The 18,567-nt window shown below is 64.5% G+C and carries 21 protein-coding genes and 2 tRNA genes; 8 read left to right on the forward strand and 15 right to left on the reverse strand.

Translation table 11 applies throughout. The features are described 5' to 3' along the window. Positions 1-11: 11 nt before the first annotated feature. The 9 genes from P7644_RS15880 to rpsO form a co-directional block, all read right to left on the reverse strand. Positions 12-620 (reverse strand): NADH-quinone oxidoreductase subunit C, encoded by a 609-nt coding sequence (locus P7644_RS15880; protein ID WP_404300215.1) that lies wholly within the window; start codon positions 618-620, stop codon positions 12-14. A 10-nt stretch (positions 621-630) separates the two neighbouring features. Then, a complete protein-coding gene (locus tag P7644_RS15885) occupies positions 631-1,110 on the reverse strand; it encodes a NuoB/complex I 20 kDa subunit family protein (protein WP_404300216.1) in 480 nt (159 codons plus the stop codon). 25 nt (positions 1,111-1,135) lie between these two features. Next, entirely contained in the window at positions 1,136-1,495 is a 360-nt protein-coding gene (locus P7644_RS15890; RefSeq protein WP_404300217.1) for an NADH-quinone oxidoreductase subunit A, read from the reverse strand. Between the two features lie 74 nt (positions 1,496-1,569). Beyond that, a tRNA-Leu gene (locus tag P7644_RS15895) sits at positions 1,570-1,654 on the reverse strand. A gap of 128 nt (positions 1,655-1,782) precedes the next feature. Continuing rightward, positions 1,783-2,157 carry a preprotein translocase subunit SecG gene (gene secG, locus P7644_RS15900; RefSeq protein ID WP_404300218.1) on the reverse strand — a complete coding sequence of 125 codons (375 nt, stop codon included), beginning with the start codon at positions 2,155-2,157 and terminating at the stop codon, positions 1,783-1,785. Positions 2,158-2,186: 29 nt separating this feature from the next. After that, positions 2,187-2,957, reverse strand: a complete 771-nt coding sequence (gene tpiA, locus P7644_RS15905; protein ID WP_404300219.1) for a triose-phosphate isomerase — start codon at positions 2,955-2,957, stop codon at positions 2,187-2,189. Continuing rightward, positions 2,945-3,937 (reverse strand): NAD(P)H-quinone oxidoreductase, encoded by a 993-nt coding sequence (locus tag P7644_RS15910; protein WP_404300220.1) that lies wholly within the window; start codon positions 3,935-3,937, stop codon positions 2,945-2,947. Before P7644_RS15910 ends, tpiA begins: the two co-directional genes overlap by 13 nt. Positions 3,938-4,055: 118 nt before the next feature. Further along, positions 4,056-6,251, reverse strand: coding sequence for a polyribonucleotide nucleotidyltransferase (pnp, locus tag P7644_RS15915; RefSeq protein ID WP_404300221.1), 2,196 nt, complete (start codon positions 6,249-6,251; stop codon positions 4,056-4,058). Between the two features lie 216 nt (positions 6,252-6,467). Beyond that, a complete protein-coding gene (gene rpsO / locus P7644_RS15920; protein WP_404300222.1) occupies positions 6,468-6,734 on the reverse strand; it encodes a 30S ribosomal protein S15 in 267 nt (88 codons plus the stop codon). Positions 6,735-6,960: 226 nt separating this feature from the next. Here rpsO and P7644_RS15925 point away from each other — a divergent pair, with 226 nt between their 5' ends. From P7644_RS15925 to greB, 3 genes are all read left to right on the forward strand, one after another. Then, positions 6,961-7,236 carry a hypothetical protein gene (locus P7644_RS15925; protein WP_404300223.1) on the forward strand — a complete coding sequence of 92 codons (276 nt, stop codon included), beginning with the start codon at positions 6,961-6,963 and terminating at the stop codon, positions 7,234-7,236. A gap of 148 nt (positions 7,237-7,384) precedes the next feature. Further along, positions 7,385-7,461, forward strand: a tRNA-Arg gene (locus P7644_RS15930). Positions 7,462-7,520: 59 nt separating this feature from the next. Further along, positions 7,521-8,075, forward strand: a complete 555-nt coding sequence (gene greB / locus P7644_RS15935) for a transcription elongation factor GreB (RefSeq protein ID WP_404300224.1) — start codon at positions 7,521-7,523, stop codon at positions 8,073-8,075. Positions 8,076-8,081: 6 nt separating this feature from the next. On the opposite strand, the gene P7644_RS15940 is transcribed toward greB, so the two are convergent. The 4 genes from P7644_RS15940 to P7644_RS15955 form a co-directional block, all read right to left on the reverse strand. Further along, the gene (locus tag P7644_RS15940; protein ID WP_404300225.1) at positions 8,082-10,346 is read right to left on the reverse strand and encodes a RelA/SpoT family protein; all 2,265 of its coding nucleotides are present in this window, start codon (positions 10,344-10,346) and stop codon (positions 8,082-8,084) included. 100 nt (positions 10,347-10,446) lie between these two features. Further along, the gene (gene rpoZ, locus P7644_RS15945; RefSeq protein WP_011804389.1) at positions 10,447-10,650 is read right to left on the reverse strand and encodes a DNA-directed RNA polymerase subunit omega; all 204 of its coding nucleotides are present in this window, start codon (positions 10,648-10,650) and stop codon (positions 10,447-10,449) included. Between the two features lie 20 nt (positions 10,651-10,670). Continuing rightward, positions 10,671-11,291, reverse strand: a complete 621-nt coding sequence (gene gmk, locus P7644_RS15950) for a guanylate kinase (protein WP_404300226.1) — start codon at positions 11,289-11,291, stop codon at positions 10,671-10,673. Positions 11,292-11,324: 33 nt separating this feature from the next. Next, on the reverse strand, positions 11,325-12,218 hold the full coding sequence (locus tag P7644_RS15955; RefSeq protein WP_404300227.1) for a YicC/YloC family endoribonuclease: 894 nt from the start codon (positions 12,216-12,218) through the stop codon (positions 11,325-11,327). A gap of 94 nt (positions 12,219-12,312) precedes the next feature. Between P7644_RS15955 and P7644_RS15960 the strand changes: the two genes are divergently transcribed. From P7644_RS15960 to hemW, 5 genes are all read left to right on the forward strand, one after another. Then, positions 12,313-13,329, forward strand: coding sequence for a serine/threonine protein kinase (locus P7644_RS15960; protein WP_404300228.1), 1,017 nt, complete (start codon positions 12,313-12,315; stop codon positions 13,327-13,329). Continuing rightward, positions 13,326-14,231 carry a PP2C family protein-serine/threonine phosphatase gene (locus P7644_RS15965; RefSeq protein ID WP_404300229.1) on the forward strand — a complete coding sequence of 302 codons (906 nt, stop codon included), beginning with the start codon at positions 13,326-13,328 and terminating at the stop codon, positions 14,229-14,231. The genes P7644_RS15960 and P7644_RS15965 overlap by 4 nt, the downstream gene beginning before the upstream one ends. Before the next feature lie 71 nt (positions 14,232-14,302). Next, positions 14,303-15,049 carry a ribonuclease PH gene (rph, locus tag P7644_RS15970; RefSeq protein WP_404300230.1) on the forward strand — a complete coding sequence of 249 codons (747 nt, stop codon included), beginning with the start codon at positions 14,303-14,305 and terminating at the stop codon, positions 15,047-15,049. Positions 15,050-15,094: 45 nt separating this feature from the next. Continuing rightward, complete coding sequence (gene rdgB, locus P7644_RS15975; protein WP_404300231.1) at positions 15,095-15,712, forward strand: RdgB/HAM1 family non-canonical purine NTP pyrophosphatase; 618 nt, start codon at positions 15,095-15,097, stop codon at positions 15,710-15,712. 92 nt (positions 15,713-15,804) lie between these two features. Next, entirely contained in the window at positions 15,805-17,031 is a 1,227-nt protein-coding gene (gene hemW, locus P7644_RS15980) for a radical SAM family heme chaperone HemW (RefSeq protein ID WP_404300232.1), read from the forward strand. Positions 17,032-17,038: 7 nt separating this feature from the next. Here the strand turns inward: hemW and P7644_RS15985 are convergent, their stop codons facing one another. Together P7644_RS15985 and P7644_RS15990 are read right to left on the reverse strand one after the other, a co-directional pair. Then, the gene (locus tag P7644_RS15985) at positions 17,039-17,362 is read right to left on the reverse strand and encodes an I78 family peptidase inhibitor (protein WP_404300233.1); all 324 of its coding nucleotides are present in this window, start codon (positions 17,360-17,362) and stop codon (positions 17,039-17,041) included. A gap of 78 nt (positions 17,363-17,440) precedes the next feature. Beyond that, positions 17,441-18,505, reverse strand: a complete 1,065-nt coding sequence (locus tag P7644_RS15990; RefSeq protein ID WP_404300234.1) for an SPOR domain-containing protein — start codon at positions 18,503-18,505, stop codon at positions 17,441-17,443. Between the last annotated feature and the right edge of the window lie 62 nt (positions 18,506-18,567).

The raw sequence follows: 18,567 nt of genomic DNA on the forward strand, positions 1-18,567 counted from the left end.
GGGAGACCGCCTCAGTGCAGGCCTCCGTAATGCTCTTCGCGAATGATGCGCGGCGTGATCTCGCGCGGCTCTATGGTCACGGGCTCGTAGATGACGCGACGCTGCTCGGGGTCGTAGCGCATCTCCACATGCCCCGACAAGGGGAAGTCCTTGCGGAAAGGGTGGCCGATGAAGCCATAGTCGGTGAGGATGCGGCGCAGGTCGTTGTGGCCATCAAAGACGATGCCGAACAGGTCGAAAGCCTCGCGCTCAAACCAGTTCGCCCCGCTCCAGATGTCGGTAACCGAAGGAATCACCGGGAAATCATCATCGGGGCAAAACACCTTCACGCGCAGGCGCTGGTTCAGCGACACCGACAGCAGGTGTGACACCACGGCGTAACGCGGTCCATCCGCGCCCACATCGCCATAAGCGGAGTAGTCCACGCCGCACAGGTCGATCAACTGCTCGAATCGGCACTGGGGCCCATCGCGCAAGATCTCCATCGCGGCAAGGTAATCGGAGGCAGCGACCACTACGGTGAGCTCGCCCAGAGCCAGCGTGATGTCTCGCACCTTCTCGCCCAGCGCACCAGCCACGGCGTCGCGCAGCTCTTCCGGGTGAATGGCAATGTCGGTCATCTCAGTCCCCTCAAACGCGCGCAATGGTGTGGGTGCGGCGAATCTTCTGCTGCAACTGGATGATGCCGTAGATCAGCGCTTCGGCCGTGGGCGGACAGCCCGGCACGTACACATCCACCGGCACCACTCGGTCGCAGCCGCGCACCACGGAGTAGCTGTAGTGGTAATAGCCGCCGCCATTGGCACAAGAACCCATGGAAATCACCCAGCGCGGCTCGGCCATCTGGTCATAGACCTTGCGCAGCGCTGGCGCCATCTTGTTGCACAGCGTGCCGGCCACGATCATCAAATCGGACTGACGCGGACTCGCACGGAACACCTCGGCACCGAAGCGCGACAGGTCATAGCGGGCCGCGGCGGCATGCATCATCTCCACCGCACAGCAGGCCAGCCCGAAGGTCACGGGCCAGAGAGATCCGGTTTTGGCCCAGTTCACCACGGCGTCATAGCTCGTAGTGACAAAGCCTTCCTTCATCACACCTTCAATCATTGCATCATTCCTTGTGCAGCGCCGCTCATTCCCAATCCAGGGCACCTTTTTTCCACTCGTAGACAAAACCTATGACGAGGATGGAGAGGAAGATCACGACGGCAACAAAACCCGTCACACCCACATCCTGCAAGGCTACTGCCCAGGGGAAAAGAAAGGCGATTTCCAGATCGAACAGAATGAACAAGATGGCCACGAGGTAGTAGCGCACATCGAACTTCATGCGCGCGTCATCGAAGGCCTCGAAGCCACATTCGTAAGGGGAGTTTTTTGCCGGATCGGGACGATTGGGGCCAAGCACATACCCCAACACGAGAGGCACGACACCAACACCGATGCCGACCAAGATGAACAAGAGAACTGGAAGGTATTGATCGAGGTTCATCTATGCCGCACTCACCGGTGAAAAACCGCCTCACACGCCGCGCATTGCGGGCCCGTGAGGCGGTTTTTTTGTTTTGGTGCCGTCGGCGAGACTCGAACTCGCACAGCTTTCGCCACTACCCCCTCAAGATAGCGTGTCTACCAATTTCACCACGACGGCTGCTGTATGCATCTGGATGGCATGAGGACCAGAACTTGGCTTTGGCTTTCCAGACAATTGATTATTTTACTCCGGAAAAACCCTGTCACAAAGCTAAGCGGCGTTTTTTTGCCACGCCTCTTGCCTGCTTACTTTGTAGGGATTTGCGCGGCTCCCGATGCAGGCTCCGCGGCCGAGGCGGGCACGGACGCATCGGCCGCGGTACCGGCGGCGGCCGGCACTGCTGCCGCCGGCCTCTCCAGCACGCTGCCCGTGCTCGCGGGACGCTGATTGCCGAAATATGCCAGGGCCAGTGTGGCCACAAAGAACACGGTCGCCAGGACCGCCGTGGCACGCGAGAGGAAGTTGGCGCTACCGCTGGCGCCGAACAGGCTGCCGGCGCTGCCGCTACCAAAGGCCGCCCCCATATCGGCGCCCTTGCCATGCTGGATCAGGATCAGACCGATCATGCCCAGGGCGGTCAGCATCTGCACCGCCAAAATCACATTTACGATTGCATTCATGCTTTGTCAGCTCCTAACTTAATAGCTGCTCACGCTTGACAGTTATGCGCTGCAGCAATAATTTGCAAAAAGTCTGCCGCCTTGAGCGAAGCACCGCCCACCAGGCCGCCATCAATATCCGGCTGGGCCAGCAATTGCGCCGCGTTGGCTGCGTTCATGCTGCCGCCATACAAGAGTGGTATGCGGTCGGCACGCTCGGTGGCCGCAGCCAGTTGGGCCCGCAGTACGGCATGCACGGCTTGTGCCTGCTCAGGACTTGCCGTACGGCCCGTGCCTATGGCCCAGACAGGCTCGTAGGCGACCACAATCTCGCTGATGCAGTGGCCGTTGGCGTGGATCACCGCGGCCAGCTGGCGCTTGACCACGGCCTCGGTCTGCCCCGCTTCGCGCTGCTCAAGTGTCTCGCCCACGCACACGATGGGGGTGATGCCAGCGGCCAGCGCGCGCTGTGCCTTGGCCGCAACCACGGCATCGGTCTCGCCGTGGTATTGGCGGCGCTCGGAGTGGCCCACCAGGGCATAGCGCGTACCGAAGTCGCGCAGCATGGCAGCGGAGACCTCGCCGGTGAAGGCGCCCGACTCGTGCTGCGACACATCTTGCGCGGCCAGCGCAATTGCCGAGCCCGCAACCAGTGCCTGCACCTGCGCCAGATACGGCGCCGGCACGGCCACGGCCACGCCACATGCAGGCGTTCCCATGCCTTCGCGCAGCGCCTGCAGCAGGGCAGCGTTGGCCTGCAGGCCGCCGTTCATCTTCCAATTCCCGGCGATGAGTTTCTTTTTTTGCGTCATGTCGTCCATGTCAAAACAATCTTGCCCACATGTTGGTTCGACTCCATCAGCGCATGCGCCCGGGCCGCGTCGGCGGCGGCAAATGTGCTGTGGATAACCGGTTTTACCGCACCCGATGCGAGCAGCGGCCAGACCTGCTCGCGCAGCGCCTGGGCGATCGCCGCCTTGAAGGCCACGGGACGCGGGCGCAGCGTGGAGCCGGTGATGGTCAGGCGCCTGCGTAACACCAGCCCGGCATCGAATTCGGCCTTCAACCCGCCCTGCACGGCGATGATGACGATGCGCCCATCCTCGGCCAGACATTCAACCTCGCGCGCCACGTACGGGCCCGCCACCATGTCGAGCACCACGTCCACGCCGCGCCCGTCGGTGATGCGCCGCGCCTCGGCCACGAAGTCCTGCGTCTTGTAGTTGATGGCGTGGTGCGCGCCCAGCGCCAGGCAGGCGGCACACTTTTCATCCGTGCCGGCGGTGACGATGACCGTAGCGCCACGCGCGCGCGCCAGCTGTATGGCCGTGACGCCGATGCCGCTGCTGCCGCCCTGCACCAGCAGGGTTTCGCCCGCCTGCAGGCGCGCGCGGTCGAACACATTGCTCCACACGGTGAAGAAGGTCTCGGGCAGCGAGGCCGCCTCGACATCGCTCAGACCCTGCGGCACCGGCAGGCACTGCGCCACGGGTGCCACGCAGTACTCGGCGTAACCGCCGCCGGCGACCAGTGCGCAGACACGATCGCCCACGCGGATGCCGGCCTGCGCCATGGCGGCGGCATCGCCGGATTCAACGACACCAGCCACCTCCAGGCCCGGCAGGTCAGACGCACCCGGCGGCGGCGGATAGTGCCCCTTGCGCTGTATCACGTCGGGCCGGTTCACGCCGCTGGCCGCGACGCGGATCAGCAGCTCGCCCGCGGCCGGCTGCGGCAAGGGACGCTCGACCAAGCGCAGCCCATCGGGCGGGCCAAACACCGCGACCTCTACCGCACGCATCACATTCTTCATCGCAATAATGGGTATTTTCGGGCTCTAGCGCTTATAGGAAAAGCGCCAAAAGCTCTTATTTCAATAGCAAACAAGCATTTGCCGCGCCCCGAGGCGCGGCGCGTCCTTACTGTTGCTGCGACTCCGCCGCGTCATTGTCGCGGCGTTCCTCGCGGCGCTCACGGCGCTCGCCGCGGGGCTCGCGCGGCTCGCGCTCAGGCATGCCGGCGGGGCGCTCGATCAGCGCCTTCATGGACAGCTTGATGCGTCCCTTGTCGTCGGTCTCCAGCGCCTTGACGCGGACAACCTGGCCTTCCTGCAGGTAGTCGGTGACTTTTTCCACGCGCTCGTGGGCGATCTGGCTGATGTGCAGCAGGCCGTCCTTGCCCGGCAGCACGTTGACCAGGGCACCGAAATCCAGGATCTTGACGACCGGGCCTTCGTAGATCTTGCCGACTTCCACCTCGGCCGTGATCTCTTCGATGCGGCGCTTGGCCTCGTCGGCCTTGGCGGCCTCGGTGGCGGCGATGGTGATGGTGCCGTCTTCCTCGATGTTGATCTGGCAGCCGGTCTCGTCGCACAGTGCGCGGATGGTGGCGCCGCCCTTGCCGATCACGTCGCGGATCTTCTCGGGGTTGATCTTCATGGTGAACAACTTGGGCGCGAAGCTGGAAATTTCGGTCTTGGCCTCGCCCATGGCTTCCTGCATCTTGCCCAGGATGTGCATGCGCGCTTCCTTGGCCTGGGCCAGGGCGACCTGCATGATTTCCTTGGTGATACCCTGGATCTTGATGTCCATCTGCAGCGCGGTGATGCCGGCGGTGGTACCAGCCACCTTGAAGTCCATGTCGCCGAGGTGGTCCTCGTCGCCCAGGATGTCGGTGAGCACGGCAAACTTGTTGTCTTCCTTGATCAGGCCCATGGCGATGCCGGCTACATGCGCCTTCATCGGCACGCCGGCGTCCATCATCGACAGGCAGCCGCCGCAGACGGAGGCCATCGACGAAGAACCGTTGGACTCGGTGATTTCCGACACCACGCGGATGGTGTAGGGGAACTCTTCCTTGCTCGGCAGGCAGGCCACCAGGGCGCGCTTGGCCAGTCGGCCGTGGCCAACTTCGCGGCGCTTGGTCGAGCCCATGCGGCCCACTTCGCCGGTGGCAAAGGGAGGCATGTTGTAGTGGAACAGGAAGCGGTCCTCGAACTCGCCGGCCAGCGCGTCGATGCGCTGCGCGTCGCGCTCGGTGCCCAGGGTCGAGATGACCAGCGCCTGCGTCTCGCCGCGCGTGAACAGCGCCGAGCCGTGGGTGCGCGGCAGCACGCTGTTGCGGATCTCGATGGGACGCACGGTGCGCGTGTCGCGGCCGTCGATGCGCGGCTCGCCGGCGAGGATCTGCGAGCGCACGATGCGCGCCTCGATGTCGAACAGCATGTTGTCCACCTTGACGGCGTCGAACGCTACGCCCTGCTCCGTCAGGCCGGCCTTAACAAAGGCGTAGGCCTCGCGGCAGGCATGCGTGCGCAGCTGCTTGTTGCGGTTCTGGTAGGCGGCGCGCAGCTTGTCTTCGGCCAGCGCGGTCACCTGGGCAATCAGGGCTTCGTCCTTGGCCTCGGGCTGCCAGTCCCACACCGGCTTGCCGGCATCGCGCACCAGCTCGTGGATGGCGTTGATGGCGATCTGGCTCTGCTCATGGCCATAGACCACGGCGCCCAGCATGACATCTTCGGGCAGTTGCTGCGCTTCGGATTCGACCATCAGCACGGCGGCCTCGGTGCCGGCGACGACCAGGTCCATCTGGCTGCTCTTGCGCTGCGTCTGACCGGGGTTGAGCACGTACTCACCGTTGATGTAGCCCACGCGCGCAGCGCCGATGGGGCCGTTAAAAGGGATGCCGGAGACGGACAGGGCCGCGCTGGTGGCGATCATGGCGGCGATATCGGCATCGACCTCGGGGTTCAGCGAAATGGTGTGAATGACCACATGCACCTCGTTGTAGAAACCCTCGGGGAACAGCGGGCGGATCGGGCGGTCGATCAGGCGGCTGGTCAGCGTCTCCAGCTCGCTGGGCTTGGCCTCGCGCTTGAAGAAGCTGCCGGGAATCTTGCCGGCGGCGTAGGTCTTCTCGATGTAATCGACGGTGAGCGGGAAGAAGTCCTGACCGGGCTTCGGCTGCTTGGACGCAACCACGGTGGCCAGCACCACGGTGTCGTCGATGTTGACCAGCACGGCGCCGCCAGCCTGGCGCGCGATCTCGCCGGTTTCCATGGTCACGGTGTGCTGACCCCATTGGAAAGTCTTGGTGACTTTGTTGAACATCGTCATAGATTTGCTCCTGAAAAATGAGCTGCTAACGCTTTAGCAGCCTTGATACAGAGTTCAAACAGACAGCGATGCCATTCCAAAAAAGCGCTAACAGCTATAAATTTAGAAGCAAACGCAGATATGGAATGACACAGCTTCGCTCTGTTTTCTCCGGGGTTGAAGTAAAAAACGCCTGAGCTAGCAAGCTAACTCAGGCGTTTTGATCTTGCACTAGGCTTACTTGCGCAGGCCCAGTTTGGCGATCAGGGCGGTGTAGCGCTCTGCGTCTTTGGCCTTGAGGTAGTCGAGCAGCTTGCGGCGGCGGCTCACCATGCGCAGCAGGCCGCGGCGGCCGTGGTGGTCCTTGGCGTGTTGCTTGAAGTGGGGAGTCAGCTCGTTGATGCGTGCCGTGAGCAGGGCCACTTGCACTTCAGGACTACCGGTATCGTTTTCGGCGCGTTGGTTGGCTTTGACAACTTCGGCCTTGATGGAAGATGCGATCATGCTTTTTTCCTTGAGCGGGGCGCCATGACAAGCGACCCCTGGTTTTACTTGCGCCAGCGGCTGGAATGACCACAGGCGTGCGTTCTGCACCATGCAAAACCCGCCAATTATATCGCGTGTCGCTCTTGATGCCCACCCGGGAGGTTCCGAATGCCCAGCGTACCCGACGTCACCCGATGATCCGTGCCTGGACAAAGAGACACCGACACCGCAAGGAGAAGCCACCGTGGACACACCGCCCCAGTCCCGATGCATCACCCTCATGGCCATAGGAGCCGCGGCCCTGCTCCTGGCAGCTACGCCCTGCCTGGCAGCCAACACCCAGCCCGCGCCGCAAGCCAATGACAGCGCCAACCGGCCAGCGAAAAAATCCCGCTCCGTCAAGATCAAGCATCAACAGAACCACTCCGGCGAAAGCACAGCAGAGCGCGACCGCAGGCTCTACCGCGAGTGCCGGGGCCTGCCCAATGCCGGCGCCTGCCTGGGCTACACGCGCCGTTGAAACCGCAGCCAAACTTTCAAGAACAGCACAAAAACTCCGCTACAATCTCGGAATCGCCAACAAGGCTGACCGGCAAATTGATGACGGCAACCAAAAAAGGCGATTTTTTGAATCAGCATGGATTTTTCATGCTAAAATTCAAAGCTTGGCGGCTGTAGCTCAGCTGGATAGAGTACTTGGCTACGAACCAAGGGGTCGTGGGTTCGATTCCTGCCAGCCGCACCAAACGCAAAGCCCTGAGTCCGAAAGGATTCAGGGCTTTTCCGTTTGTGCATCATTGCCGCATGAGCAAAGCATTCACCAAAGAAACCGACTCCGATGAGGACGAACCGGCACTGCCGGCCAGTATGCAGGGCGGTGGCAAAAACTACATCACACCCCAGGGCTATGCGCGCCTGCGCTCCGAGCTCTTGTCGCTGATCGACGAGGAGCGCCCCAAGGTGGTCGACATCGTCCACTGGGCCGCCAGCAATGGCGATCGTTCAGAAAATGGCGACTATCTCTATGGCAAGAAAAGACTGCGCGAGATCGATCGACGCATCCGCTTTCTCACCAAAAGGCTGGAAATTGCCGAGGTCGTGGATCCTTCCACGCATGCGGGCAGCGACCAGGTCTTTTTTGGCGCCACCGTCACCTACGTCGACGATGAAGATGTGCGGCGCACGGTGACCATACTCGGCGTGGATGAGGCAGACAACGCCCGGCAACAGATCAGCTGGATCTCTCCCGTGGCGCGGGCCCTGCTCAAGGCACGCGAGGGCGACGAGGTGGCTCTGCAGACACCGGCAGGCACACGCACCCTGGAAATTGTGTCCGTGAACTACCCCACTGCGCAGTGAGGTTTGTCAGGAGGGCTGCGGCAGCACGCGAAATGCCCGCAGCACGGGATGCGTGCGGCGCAGGTTGCGCAGCACGGCCTCCACATGGGCAAGATCACGCACGGTGACGACGAAGCGCAGGTCCGTGGCGTCCATGGCGTCATCCATATCCACGCGCACGATGTCCGCCTCACAAGCCGCAAACTCCGACGCAATACGGGCCAAAACGCCCTTGCCATTGGCCACGGTGACGGTAATGCCCGTCTCGAAACTGCGCGCGGGCTCATCCGCCCAGTCCACGGCGATGAAACGCTCGCCATCCTTGTGCTGCAGCTTCTTGGCCACCGCGCACTGCGCATGGTGCACCACGAGCCCCTCGCCGCGGCCAAGATAGCCGACGATGGGATCTCCAGGCACGGGGCGACAGCAGGTCGCGTATTGCACCGATGCACTTTCGCTGCCATCCAGCGTGATGCCGCCCTGCGACACCTTTTCATGGGCGCCAAAGCGCTCGCGCGAGAGCAGCAGCGCATCGGGGCGCAGACCATCCTCGGCCAGCAGCAGCACCAGCCGCTTGGCCACGATGCTGGCTATGCGCTTGCCCAGGCCAACATCGGTCATGAGCTCCGCACGCGTCTTGCTGCCGGTAAAGCGCAACAACTTGTCCCAGATCGCAGCATGTGTCTGGCCGTCGGGCAACTGCTCCATGCCCTCGGCACGCAGCGCCTGGGTCAGCAGCTTTTCGCCCAGGCCTGCGGATTCGCTCTGCGCCAGGGTCTTGAGGTAATGGCGGATCTTGGAGCGCGCACGCGCCGTACGCACAAAGGCCAGCCAGGCCGGATTGGGCTTGGCACCATCGGCCGTGATGACCTCCACCACGTCGCCGTTCTTGAGCTCCGTGCGCAGGGGCACCTGCTCGTCATTGATCCGGACGGCGGTGGTCTTGTCACCCAAGTCGCTGTGAATGGCGTAGGCAAAATCCACCGCCGTGGCGCCCCGCGGCAGGGCCAGGATCTGGCTTCTGGGCGTGAACACATAGACCGCGTCGGGAAACAGATCCACCTTGACGTGATCCCAGAACTCGGCGGCATCACGGGTCTCGTTCTGGATGTCGAGCAGTGATTGGAGCCACTTCGTGCCCATGCGCTCGGCAGCGGCACCGTCGGCATCCTGCGCCTTGTAGAGCCAGTGCGCCGCCACACCGGCCTCGGCCACGACATGCATTTCCTCGGTGCGAATCTGGAACTCTATATTCAGACCCGCAGGCCCCACCAGCGTCGTGTGCAGCGACTGATAGCCGTTGAGCTTGGCGATGGCGATATGGTCCTTGAACTTGCCAGGCGCCGGCTTGTACAACTGGTGCAGCACACCCAAGGCGGTGTAGCAGTCGATCACCGAATGGACGATGACGCGAAAGCCGTAGAGGTCGCTCACCTGAGCAAAGCTCAGGTTCTTCAGGTTCATCTTCTGGTAGATGGCGTACAGGGTCTTTTCGCGCCCCGCCAGGCGCACGGGCATGCCCAGGCGAGCAAAGGCAGCATCCACGTCGGCCTGCACCTTTTGCACAATGTCGCGGCGGCGATTGCGCGACCTGCTGACGGCCTTGGACAGCGTGGCGTAGCGCCAGGGGTGCAGGTGGCGAAACGCCAGGTCCTGCAGTTCGCGATAGGTCTGGTTGAGCCCCAGGCGGTGTGCGATGGGCGCATAGATCTCCAGGGTCTCCGACGAAATGCGCCCCCATTTGCTGCGCGGCATGTCGGAGAGCGTGCGCATGTTGTGCGTGCGGTCTGCAAGCTTGATGAGGATGACGCGCACATCGCGCGCCATGGCCAGCAGCATCTTGCGAAACGACTCGGCCTGGTTTTCCTCGCGCGTATTGAATTGCAGCTTATCGAGCTTGGTCAGCCCGTCGACCAGCTCTGCCACAGGCGCGTCAAAACGGTCTATCAAGTCCGCCTTGGTAATGCCGCAGTCCTCCATGGCATCGTGCAGCAGGGCTGCCATCAGCGCCTGAACGTCCAGCTTCCAGCTGGCACACAGCGCGGCTACGGCGATCGGATGCGTGATGTAGGGCTCGCCGCTGCTACGCAGTTGTCCCAGGTGCGCCGTATCGGCATAGCGATAGGCCTGGCGCACCAGTTCAATGCTGGAAGCATCGAGATAGTCGAGCTTTTCAAGCAGCGCAGCAAAGCTCGCAGCAGCGGCATTGGCCACCGCCGTCGACGCCTTGCCGGACACTGCAGAACCGACCTGCGAGCCGGGTGCAACCGCTTTTTTCAACCCACCATTCATGGCTCAAATGTATCGTGCCCCGCCACCAATGGTGTGCGCGCAAAAAAAAGCACCGCATGAGCGGTGCTATTGGCCATACCGGCCGGATGCCGGCGAACGCTCAGCCCGGGACTTTCTTCAACATTTCCAGGCCCACCTTGCCGGCAGCGATTTCGCGCAGGGCCGTGACGGCGGGCTTGTTGCGGCTTTCGATCTTCGGCGCGTGGCCCTGGCTGAGCATGCGGGCACGGTAGGTGGCGGCAAGCACCAGCTGAAAGCGATTGGGAATCTGCTCGAGGCAGTCTTCCACGGTAATGCGGGCCATGGGTTTTCTCCGGTGGGGAATCAGGGGATGTTGAGCGATTCGAAGGTCTGGGCCCGGGCGCGGCGCTGGGCGGCGTACTTCAGGCGCTGGGCGTGAACAATGGTTTTCAGGTCGAAAAGCGCTCGCTCAAAGACTTCGTTGATTATAACGAAGTCGAATTTGCAGGCCTCAGCCATCTCCTGGGCAGCATTTTTCAGGCGCAGGTCGATCACATCGGCCGTGTCTTCGCCGCGCCGCTCCAGGCGCGAGCGCAGCTCGTCCCAGCTCGGGGGCAGGATGAAGATCAGCACCGCATTCACGAAGGCCTGCTTGATCTGCAGCGCACCCTGGTAGTCGATCTCCAGCACCACATCGGCGCCCTGCGCCACGCGCTCCTCGATGGCCTTGCGCGAGGTGCCGTAGCGGCGCCCATGCACGTTGGCCCATTCCACAAAGCCATTGGCCTGCACCATGGCGTCGAATTCCTGCTCGGAGGCGAAGAAATACTCACGCCCGTGCTTTTCCTGCCCGCGCGGCGCGCGCGTGGTGTGCGACACCGAGGGCTGCACGCGCGCGTCCAGCTCCATCAGCGCCTTGACCAAGCTGGACTTGCCTGCCCCGCTGGGGGCAGAGACTACAAATAAATTTCCAGGGTAATCCATATGCGGTAAGCGCTTGGCGCTATCAAAATTGGTTTACTCGATATTCTGCACCTGCTCGCGCATCTGCTCAATCAGCACCTTCATGTCCACGCTGATGCGCGTGAGCTCCATGGCCGCGGACTTGGAGCCCAGGGTGTTGGCCTCGCGGTGCAGCTCCTGGATCAGAAAGTCCAGGCGCTTGCCGACCTCGCCGCCCTTTTTCAGCAGGCGCTCGATCTCCTCCAGATGCGACTGCAGCCGCGTGATTTCCTCGGCCACGTCGATGCGTATGGCAAAGGCCGTGGCCTCCGTCAGCGCCCGGTCTTGCGCGGCCTGCGGCACGGCCGTGCCCTCGGCCAGCTGCATGGCCTCCTTCCAGCGCTCCATGAAGCGCTGGCGCTGCTGCTCGACTAGTTGCGGCACCAGAGGCCCGGCCTGCCCGGCCAATGCGCGCAGCTGCCCCAGGCGGTCGTGCAGCATGGCCGCCAGGCGCTCGCCCTCGCGCATGCGCGCGGCGACCATGTCGTCCAGCGCACGCTGCGCCAGCTCCAGCACCGGCTCGCTCCAGTCCTGTTCGGGAGCACCGGCATTCGCGCACAGCCGCAGCGCCTCGGCCACGCTCAGGGGGGCGGCATCGGGCAGCCAGGAGCGCACCGCATCCTGCACCGCTCCCACGCGCTGCAGCAGCCGCGGTGTGGGCTCGGCCAGGATCGCGGACTCGTCGCTATCGACAAAGGCGCGTACCTCGACCTTGCCGCGCTTGAGGCGCTGCGTGAGCAGGGCGCGCAGCGCCGGCTCTTGGGCGCGCAGCTCGTCGGACAAGCGCAACGACAAGTCCAGGAAGCGGCTGTTGACGGAGCGTATTTCCAAGCCCAGACGGCGTGCATTGCCGGGCCTGCCCTCCCCTGCTGCGGCCACGCCCAGCTGCACGCTGGCGTATCCGGTCATGCTGTAAACTGCCATGAGACTTTCGGTGGTTGGTTGCTTGCAATCCGGCGATTATCCGGGTTCCCACCCGTGACCGTGTCCGCTCTTGCTGCCCATGTCCAAAATCAAGCCTGCCCCACTGCCCTGCGACACCATGATTGGCGGCTACCGTGTGGTGCGCAAGCTGGCTGCGGGTGGTTTTGGCGTGGTGTATCTGGCCATCGATTCCGAAGGCCAGCAGGTGGCGATCAAGGAGTACCTGCCCGCCTCCCTGGCCACGCGCGCGCCGGGCGAGCTGCTGCCCCAGGTGCAGCCCGAAAAACTCTCGCTCTACCGCCTGGGCCTGAAGAGCTTTTTTGAAGAGGGGCGCTCGCTGGCACAGATTTCGCATGCCTCCGTGGTGAGCGTGCTGAATTTCTTTCGCGAGAACGAAACCGTCTACATGGTGATGAATTACCTGGAGGGAGCCTCCCTGCAGGATTTCATCGTCACTGCGCGCGAGCTCAAGGCGCAAAAGGTGTTCCGCGAATCCACCATACGCTCGTTGTTCGACGAGGTGCTGCGCGGCCTGCGCATCGTGCACCAGCACAAGATGCTGCACCTCGATATCAAGCCGGCCAACATCTTCATCACCGACGACAACCGCGCGGTGATGATCGACTTCGGCGCTGCGCGCGAGGTGCTGTCCAAGGAGGGCAACTTCATCCGCCCCATGTACACGCCGGGCTTCGCCGCCCCCGAGATGTACCGGCGCGACGGCATGATGGGGCCGTGGACCGACATCTACGCCATAGGCGCCTGCATCTATGCCTGCATGCAGGGCTTTCCCCCGGCCGAGGCGCCGCAGCGCCAGGACAAGGATCGCCTGACGCTGGCGCTGAACAAGCTGCGCGGCATTTATTCCGACAACCTGATCGAGGTGGTGGAATGGTGCATGGCGCTCGATCCGCTGTCACGCCCGCAGTCGGTGTTTGCGCTGCAAAAGGAACTCAGCCGCGAAGGCGAGCGCCGCTACACCAAGCTGTCAGTGGCCGAGAAAATGCGCATGCAACTGGACTCGCTGGTGTCGGACACCAGGAAGGGCGTGCAAAAAGCAGCCGAAGCCACGGGCCTGGGAGCGCGGCCCAAATGAAGTTCTCCGTCTTCCAGCTCAGCCGCCGCGGCGGGCGCGAGAACAACGAGGACCGCATGGGCTACAGCTACACGCGGGAGTCGGCCTTGTTCGTGCTGGCCGATGGCATGGGCGGCCACCCCAAGGGCGAGGTTGCCGCACAGATCGCCATACAAATGGTGTCCGCCATGTTCCAGCACCGGGCCAGGCCCGCGCTGAAGAACGTGCCCGAATTCCTTTCCGCCGCCCTGCTCACTGCACACCACCAGATCCTGCGCTACGGCAACGACAAGGGCATGCTGGACACGCCGCGCACCACGCTGGTGGTGGCCGTGGTGCAGGCCGGCTGCGCCTACTGGATTCACTGCGGCGACTCGCGCCTGTACCTGGTGCGCGGCGGCGAGTTGCTCATGCGCACACGCGACCATTCCTATCAGGAGCTGCGCGGCTCCTCCGTGCCCGGCCTGGAGAGGGTGAACCGCAACGTGCTGTTCTCCTGCCTGGGCTCGCCCACCAAGCCGCTGTTCGACCTGGCCGGCCCGCTGCTGCTGGAGCAGGGGGATCGCCTGCTGCTGTGCTCCGACGGCCTGTGGAGCCAGCTGAGCGATGCGGCGATAGCGCGCGAGCTAGGTCGCCAGGCCGTGTCGCATGCCGTACCCGACCTGGTCCAGGACGCCCTGCGCAAGGCCGGCAACACCAGTGACAACGTCACCGTCGTGGCCATGGAGTGGGAGACGCCAAACGTTTTCCAGGACTCCTCCGAGGGCGTATCCACCGACAGCATCAACGACGAGGTGTTTGCCTCCACCATCCAGGCCGGACCACTGGAAGGCTTCGTGGATGACCTGGACGACGAGGCCATAGAACGCTCGATCGCCGAGATCAACGAAGCCATCCGGCGCACGGCCGCGCGCAAGCCGTAGCCGCGCCCATCCCCAGCCACCCGACACGCGCCCCGATGGCGCGCCAGCCTTTTCGAACCAGATCCGACCTTATGAGCCCCACCCCCTTTGCCCGCAGCGGCGGCCGCGCCCCGGACCAGCTGCGCCCGATCCGCATCACACGCCACTACACCATGCATGCCGAGGGCGCGGTGCTCATCGAGTTCGGCAACACGCGCGTGCTGTGCACCGCCTCGGTCGAAGAAAAGGTGCCGCCGCACAAGCGCGGCAGTGGCGAGGGCTGGGTGACGGCCGAATACGGCATGCTGCCGCGCGCCACCCATACGCGCAGCGACCGCGAGGCCGCGCGCGGCAAGCAAAGCGGACGCACGCAGGAGATCCAGCGCCTGATCGGCCGCAGCCTGCGCGCGGTGTTCGACCTTCGGCTTCTCGGCGAGCGCACCATACAAATCGACTGCGACGTGATCCAGGCCGACGGCGGCACGCGCACCGCCGCCATCACCGGCGCCTGGGTGGCGGCGCAGGATGCGGTGGCCACGCTGCTGGCCGCCGGCAAGATCGCCGCCTCGCCCATCACGGGTGCGGTGGCCGCGGTGTCGGTGGGCATCGTGCAGTGCCAGCCGCTCTTGGATCTCGAATATGTGGAAGACGTCGCCTGCGACACCGACATGAATGTCGTCATGACCATGGATCAAGCAGGAGTGGGCCACTACGTGGAGGTGCAGGGCACGGCCGAGGGCGCGGCCTTCTCGCGCAGCGAAATGGACCAGCTGCTGACCCTGGCCGAGAAAGGCATCGCCGAGCTGGTGCTGCTACAGCAGAAATCGCTACGTAATTAATAGCTACTAACGCTTTATAAAAAAGCGCAAAAGACCATTTTGACCATGAAACTCGTGCTTGCATCCAACAACCGTGGCAAGCTCGCCGAGCTGCAGGCCATGCTGGCCCCGCTGGGCGTGGAGCTGATCGCCCAGGCCGAACTGGGCGTGGGCGAGGCCGAGGAGCCCTTCCACACCTTCGTGGAGAACGCCCTGGCCAAGGCCCGCTTTGCCAGCGCCCACACCGGCCTGCCGGCACTGGCCGACGACGCCGGCCTGTGCGTGGCGGCCTTCGGCGGCCTGCCCGGCGTGCAGACGGCCTACTACGCCACGCAGTTCGGCTACGAAAAAAGCGACACCAACAACGTACGCGCCCTGCTGGAGCAGATGCAGGGCATAGCGGACCGCCGCGCCGCCATGGTCAGCACCCTGGTGGCCGTGCGCAGCCCGCAGGACCCCGAGCCACTGATCGCCGTGGGCCGCGTGGCCGGCGAGATCGCGCCCGCGCCGCGCGGCAGCGGCGGCTTCGGCTTCGACCCGGTGATGCTCCTGCCCGCCTTCGGCAAGACCTTTGCCGAGCTGCCCGTCGAGGTGAAGAACGCCCACAGCCACCGCGGCCTTGCGGCCCAGCAGATGCTGGCGCTGATGCGCACGCACTGGTTTGCGGATACAGCAAAAAAGTGAGCTGCTTGCGCTTGCCAAAGCATGTTTTCAAATAGTTTTTTATTTGAAAACTAGATACAACAAGCGTCAGTCGCTATTGTTTTCATATCACCATGAGCATCCCCATCATCCCCGCCGCACAGCCCGGCAGCGCCCCGCGCGACGTGCAGCACTACATGCGCGCCGGCCTGCTGCAGCTCGCCAGCCTGCCGCCGCTGTCGCTGTACGTGCACCTGCCCTGGTGCCTGAGCAAATGCCCGTACTGCGACTTCAACTCGCACGAATCACGCGGCGAACTGCCCGAGGCGCGCTACATCGCCGCGCTGATGGCCGACCTGGAGGCCGCCCTGCCCCTGATCTGGGGCCGCACGGTGCACAGCATCTTCATCGGCGGCGGCACGCCCAGCCTGTTCTCGCCCGAATCCATCGACCGGCTGCTGGGCGACATCCGCGCGCGCCTGCGCCTGGACGCGGGCTGCGAGGTCACGTTGGAGGCCAATCCCGGCACGTTTGAAAAAGAGCGCTTTCGCGCCTACCGCGGCGCGGGCGTCACGCGCCTGTCCATCGGCGCGCAAAGTTTCAACGACCGCCACCTGCAGGCCCTGGGCCGCGTGCACGACCGGGCCCAGGCCCTGGCCGCGGTGGAGGAAGCCGCCAGCGCGTTCGAGACCTTCAACCTCGACATCATGTACGCCCTGCCCGGCCAGACGCCGGCCGAGCTGGAAGAGGACATGCGCACCGCGCTGGCCCTGGCGCCGCCGCACATTTCCATCTACCAGCTGACGATAGAGCCCAACACCTACTTCGCCAAATACCCGCCGCGCCTGCCCGAGGACGACGCCGCCTACGCCATGCTGGACCGCATCACCGAGATGACGGCCGCCGCGGGCCTGGCGCGCTACGAGGTCTCGGCCTATGCGCGGGGCGGCCACCAGTGCCAGCACAACCGCAACTACTGGCAGTTTGGCGATTACTTGGGGCTGGGCGCGGGCGCGCACAGCAAGCTCAGCTTCGCGCACCGCATCGTGCGCCAGGTGCGCCTGCGCGACCCGCAGCTCTACATGGCGGGCGCCCTGGCTGGCCGCGCCATCGCCCAGGACGAGGACGTGCGCCGCGCCGACCTGCCGTTCGAATTCATGTTGAACGCGCTGCGCCTGCGCGAAGGCTTTGCGCTGCAGGAATTCACCGAGCGCACCGGGCTGGCCATCACCGCCATCGCCAAGGGACTGCAAGAGGCCGAGGCCCGGGGCCTGATCACGCGCGACATGGAGCGCGTGCGCCCCACCGAGCGCGGTTTCGATTTCCTGAGCGACCTGCAGGCGCTGTTTCTCGCGGATTGAGCATCCCTCAACCGCAGCGCGCGGCAATCACCTTGCCGCTGCCATCCACCTCCAGGCTCAGGCGCTGGGCGTCGAACGCCTGGCCGGCCGACGGCCCCTGGCGCACCACGCGCGCCATGCGCGCTCCGGCGCGCACGCGCGCCTCCTCCACCACCCTGGCCGTGCCGCTCTTGCCCACGGCCCATTGCGCGCCCTGCGCATCACAGTTGCCGCCCACCGGCGCCGTGCCCGCACCGAGCGGCCTTGCGGGAGCGGAAGGCCCCAACTGTGCACAACCAGCCAGCAGCGCCAAGATGCCAGCCAACGCGCCCGCGCATGAGAAGTACCGCATGTCCATCCCTCAACTCAACAAAAGCCGGCACCATAACGCGACCCACGCGCCGCCGCCGTCACCATAGGTAACGCCCCATCATTGCGCCGCAGCCACGGCCTCCAGCCCCATGGCTCGCACCCTGGCCAGCGCCGCATTGGCCTGCGCCGCCGAACTGAACGGCCCCACGCGCACACGCTGCAGGCGACGGCCGTCGGCGCGCACCAGCGGCTCCACGCTGGACGGCAGGCCCGCCTGCCGCAGGCGCGCATGCACACGGCCTGCGTTGGCCGCGTCTGCAAACAGACCTGCGTTGATGTACAGCCTGCGCAGCGCCGGCTTTTGCGGCGGGCGTTCATTGGGTGGCGTTGCCCCTTGCGTCCGAGGGACAACCGGCACCTGCTCAGCCTCGGGCATGGGCTCGGGCATGGGCGGCTGCACCTGCTCTTGCGCGGTAGAAGACTCTTCGGTGACCACCGTGGATGGTTCCCGCGTCTGCGCGAGCAGCGCTTGCTCGTTTTCCGGCCTGGGTAAAGGCCCCACTGATGCGGCAGGCGCCGTCACCACCACGTCCTGCACGGGCTTGCCACGCATCTGGGCGGCAAACGCCAACCACACCGCGGCAGCCACCAATACCAGCGCCACACCCCACAGCACCGGCCACCACAACCGGCGCCTGCTGCTGCGGCGGCCCTGCAGCAACTCAATGGCCTCGCGCATGGTGGACGCGGCCGACACCGTCCTGACAATGCGCCGCTGCACATCGGCATGCACCAGCGCATCGCCATACAGCCCCAGTGCGCCGCACAACATCAGCCACACAGCCAAAGCCAGGCCGACCAGCATGGGCCGCGGCAAGGCCAGCCATTGATGACCCAGCGCCCACAGCGACAGCGCCACCAACGCCAGCCCCACCACCACCCACAGCGCCTGTTGCCACAGCCGCCGGAAAACGAGCCAGCCCAGAGGGCACAGGGCTGCGGCCAGGTTCCACCCCGGCAGCACACGCCCTACAGCGTCCAGCCGCTCGAACGCGGCCAGATAGTGTTCCTGGTTCACAGGCCCCAACGCAGCCCGATACAGCGCCGGTGCGACGCTGGCGTACTGCGCAGCCGTGCCGGGCTGCTCGGCGGCATGCGCCGCATAGGCGGTGTGGGCTGGCATGCGCGCCATTCTGGCATGCGGCCCCGTACGCAGGCCCTAGGACACAAACCGTGCGGCCAACA

The sequence above is a fragment of the Alicycliphilus denitrificans genome (assembly GCF_044792555.1).
GTDB lineage: Bacteria > Pseudomonadota > Gammaproteobacteria > Burkholderiales > Burkholderiaceae_C > Alicycliphilus > Alicycliphilus denitrificans_A.

Excerpts from the sequence above, each read along its gene's own strand:
- P7644_RS15910 (WP_404300220.1), bottom strand. The coding sequence starts at position 3,937 with ATGCGTGCGGTAGAGGTCGCGGTGTTTGGCCCGCCCGATGGGCTGCGC.
- greB (WP_404300224.1), top strand. The coding sequence starts at position 7,521 with ATGAGCAAAGCATTCACCAAAGAAACCGACTCCGATGAGGACGAACCG.
- P7644_RS15885 (WP_404300216.1), bottom strand. The coding sequence starts at position 1,110 with ATGATTGAAGGTGTGATGAAGGAAGGCTTTGTCACTACGAGCTATGAC.
- P7644_RS15965 (WP_404300229.1), top strand. The coding sequence starts at position 13,326 with ATGAAGTTCTCCGTCTTCCAGCTCAGCCGCCGCGGCGGGCGCGAGAAC.
- P7644_RS15890 (WP_404300217.1), bottom strand. The coding sequence starts at position 1,495 with ATGAACCTCGATCAATACCTTCCAGTTCTCTTGTTCATCTTGGTCGGC.
- gmk (WP_404300226.1), bottom strand. The coding sequence starts at position 11,291 with ATGGATTACCCTGGAAATTTATTTGTAGTCTCTGCCCCCAGCGGGGCA.
- P7644_RS15880 (WP_404300215.1), bottom strand. The coding sequence starts at position 620 with ATGACCGACATTGCCATTCACCCGGAAGAGCTGCGCGACGCCGTGGCT.
- rdgB (WP_404300231.1), top strand. The coding sequence starts at position 15,095 with ATGAAACTCGTGCTTGCATCCAACAACCGTGGCAAGCTCGCCGAGCTG.
- rpsO (WP_404300222.1), bottom strand. The coding sequence starts at position 6,734 with ATGATCGCATCTTCCATCAAGGCCGAAGTTGTCAAAGCCAACCAACGC.
- rph (WP_404300230.1), top strand. The coding sequence starts at position 14,303 with ATGAGCCCCACCCCCTTTGCCCGCAGCGGCGGCCGCGCCCCGGACCAG.
- P7644_RS15940 (WP_404300225.1), bottom strand. The coding sequence starts at position 10,346 with ATGAATGGTGGGTTGAAAAAAGCGGTTGCACCCGGCTCGCAGGTCGGT.
- P7644_RS15960 (WP_404300228.1), top strand. The coding sequence starts at position 12,313 with ATGTCCAAAATCAAGCCTGCCCCACTGCCCTGCGACACCATGATTGGC.
- secG (WP_404300218.1), bottom strand. The coding sequence starts at position 2,157 with ATGAATGCAATCGTAAATGTGATTTTGGCGGTGCAGATGCTGACCGCC.
- tpiA (WP_404300219.1), bottom strand. The coding sequence starts at position 2,957 with ATGGACGACATGACGCAAAAAAAGAAACTCATCGCCGGGAATTGGAAG.
- hemW (WP_404300232.1), top strand. The coding sequence starts at position 15,805 with ATGAGCATCCCCATCATCCCCGCCGCACAGCCCGGCAGCGCCCCGCGC.
- P7644_RS15985 (WP_404300233.1), bottom strand. The coding sequence starts at position 17,362 with ATGCGGTACTTCTCATGCGCGGGCGCGTTGGCTGGCATCTTGGCGCTG.
- pnp (WP_404300221.1), bottom strand. The coding sequence starts at position 6,251 with ATGACGATGTTCAACAAAGTCACCAAGACTTTCCAATGGGGTCAGCAC.
- P7644_RS15990 (WP_404300234.1), bottom strand. The coding sequence starts at position 18,505 with ATGCCAGCCCACACCGCCTATGCGGCGCATGCCGCCGAGCAGCCCGGC.
- P7644_RS15955 (WP_404300227.1), bottom strand. The coding sequence starts at position 12,218 with ATGACCGGATACGCCAGCGTGCAGCTGGGCGTGGCCGCAGCAGGGGAG.
- rpoZ (WP_011804389.1), bottom strand. The coding sequence starts at position 10,650 with ATGGCCCGCATTACCGTGGAAGACTGCCTCGAGCAGATTCCCAATCGC.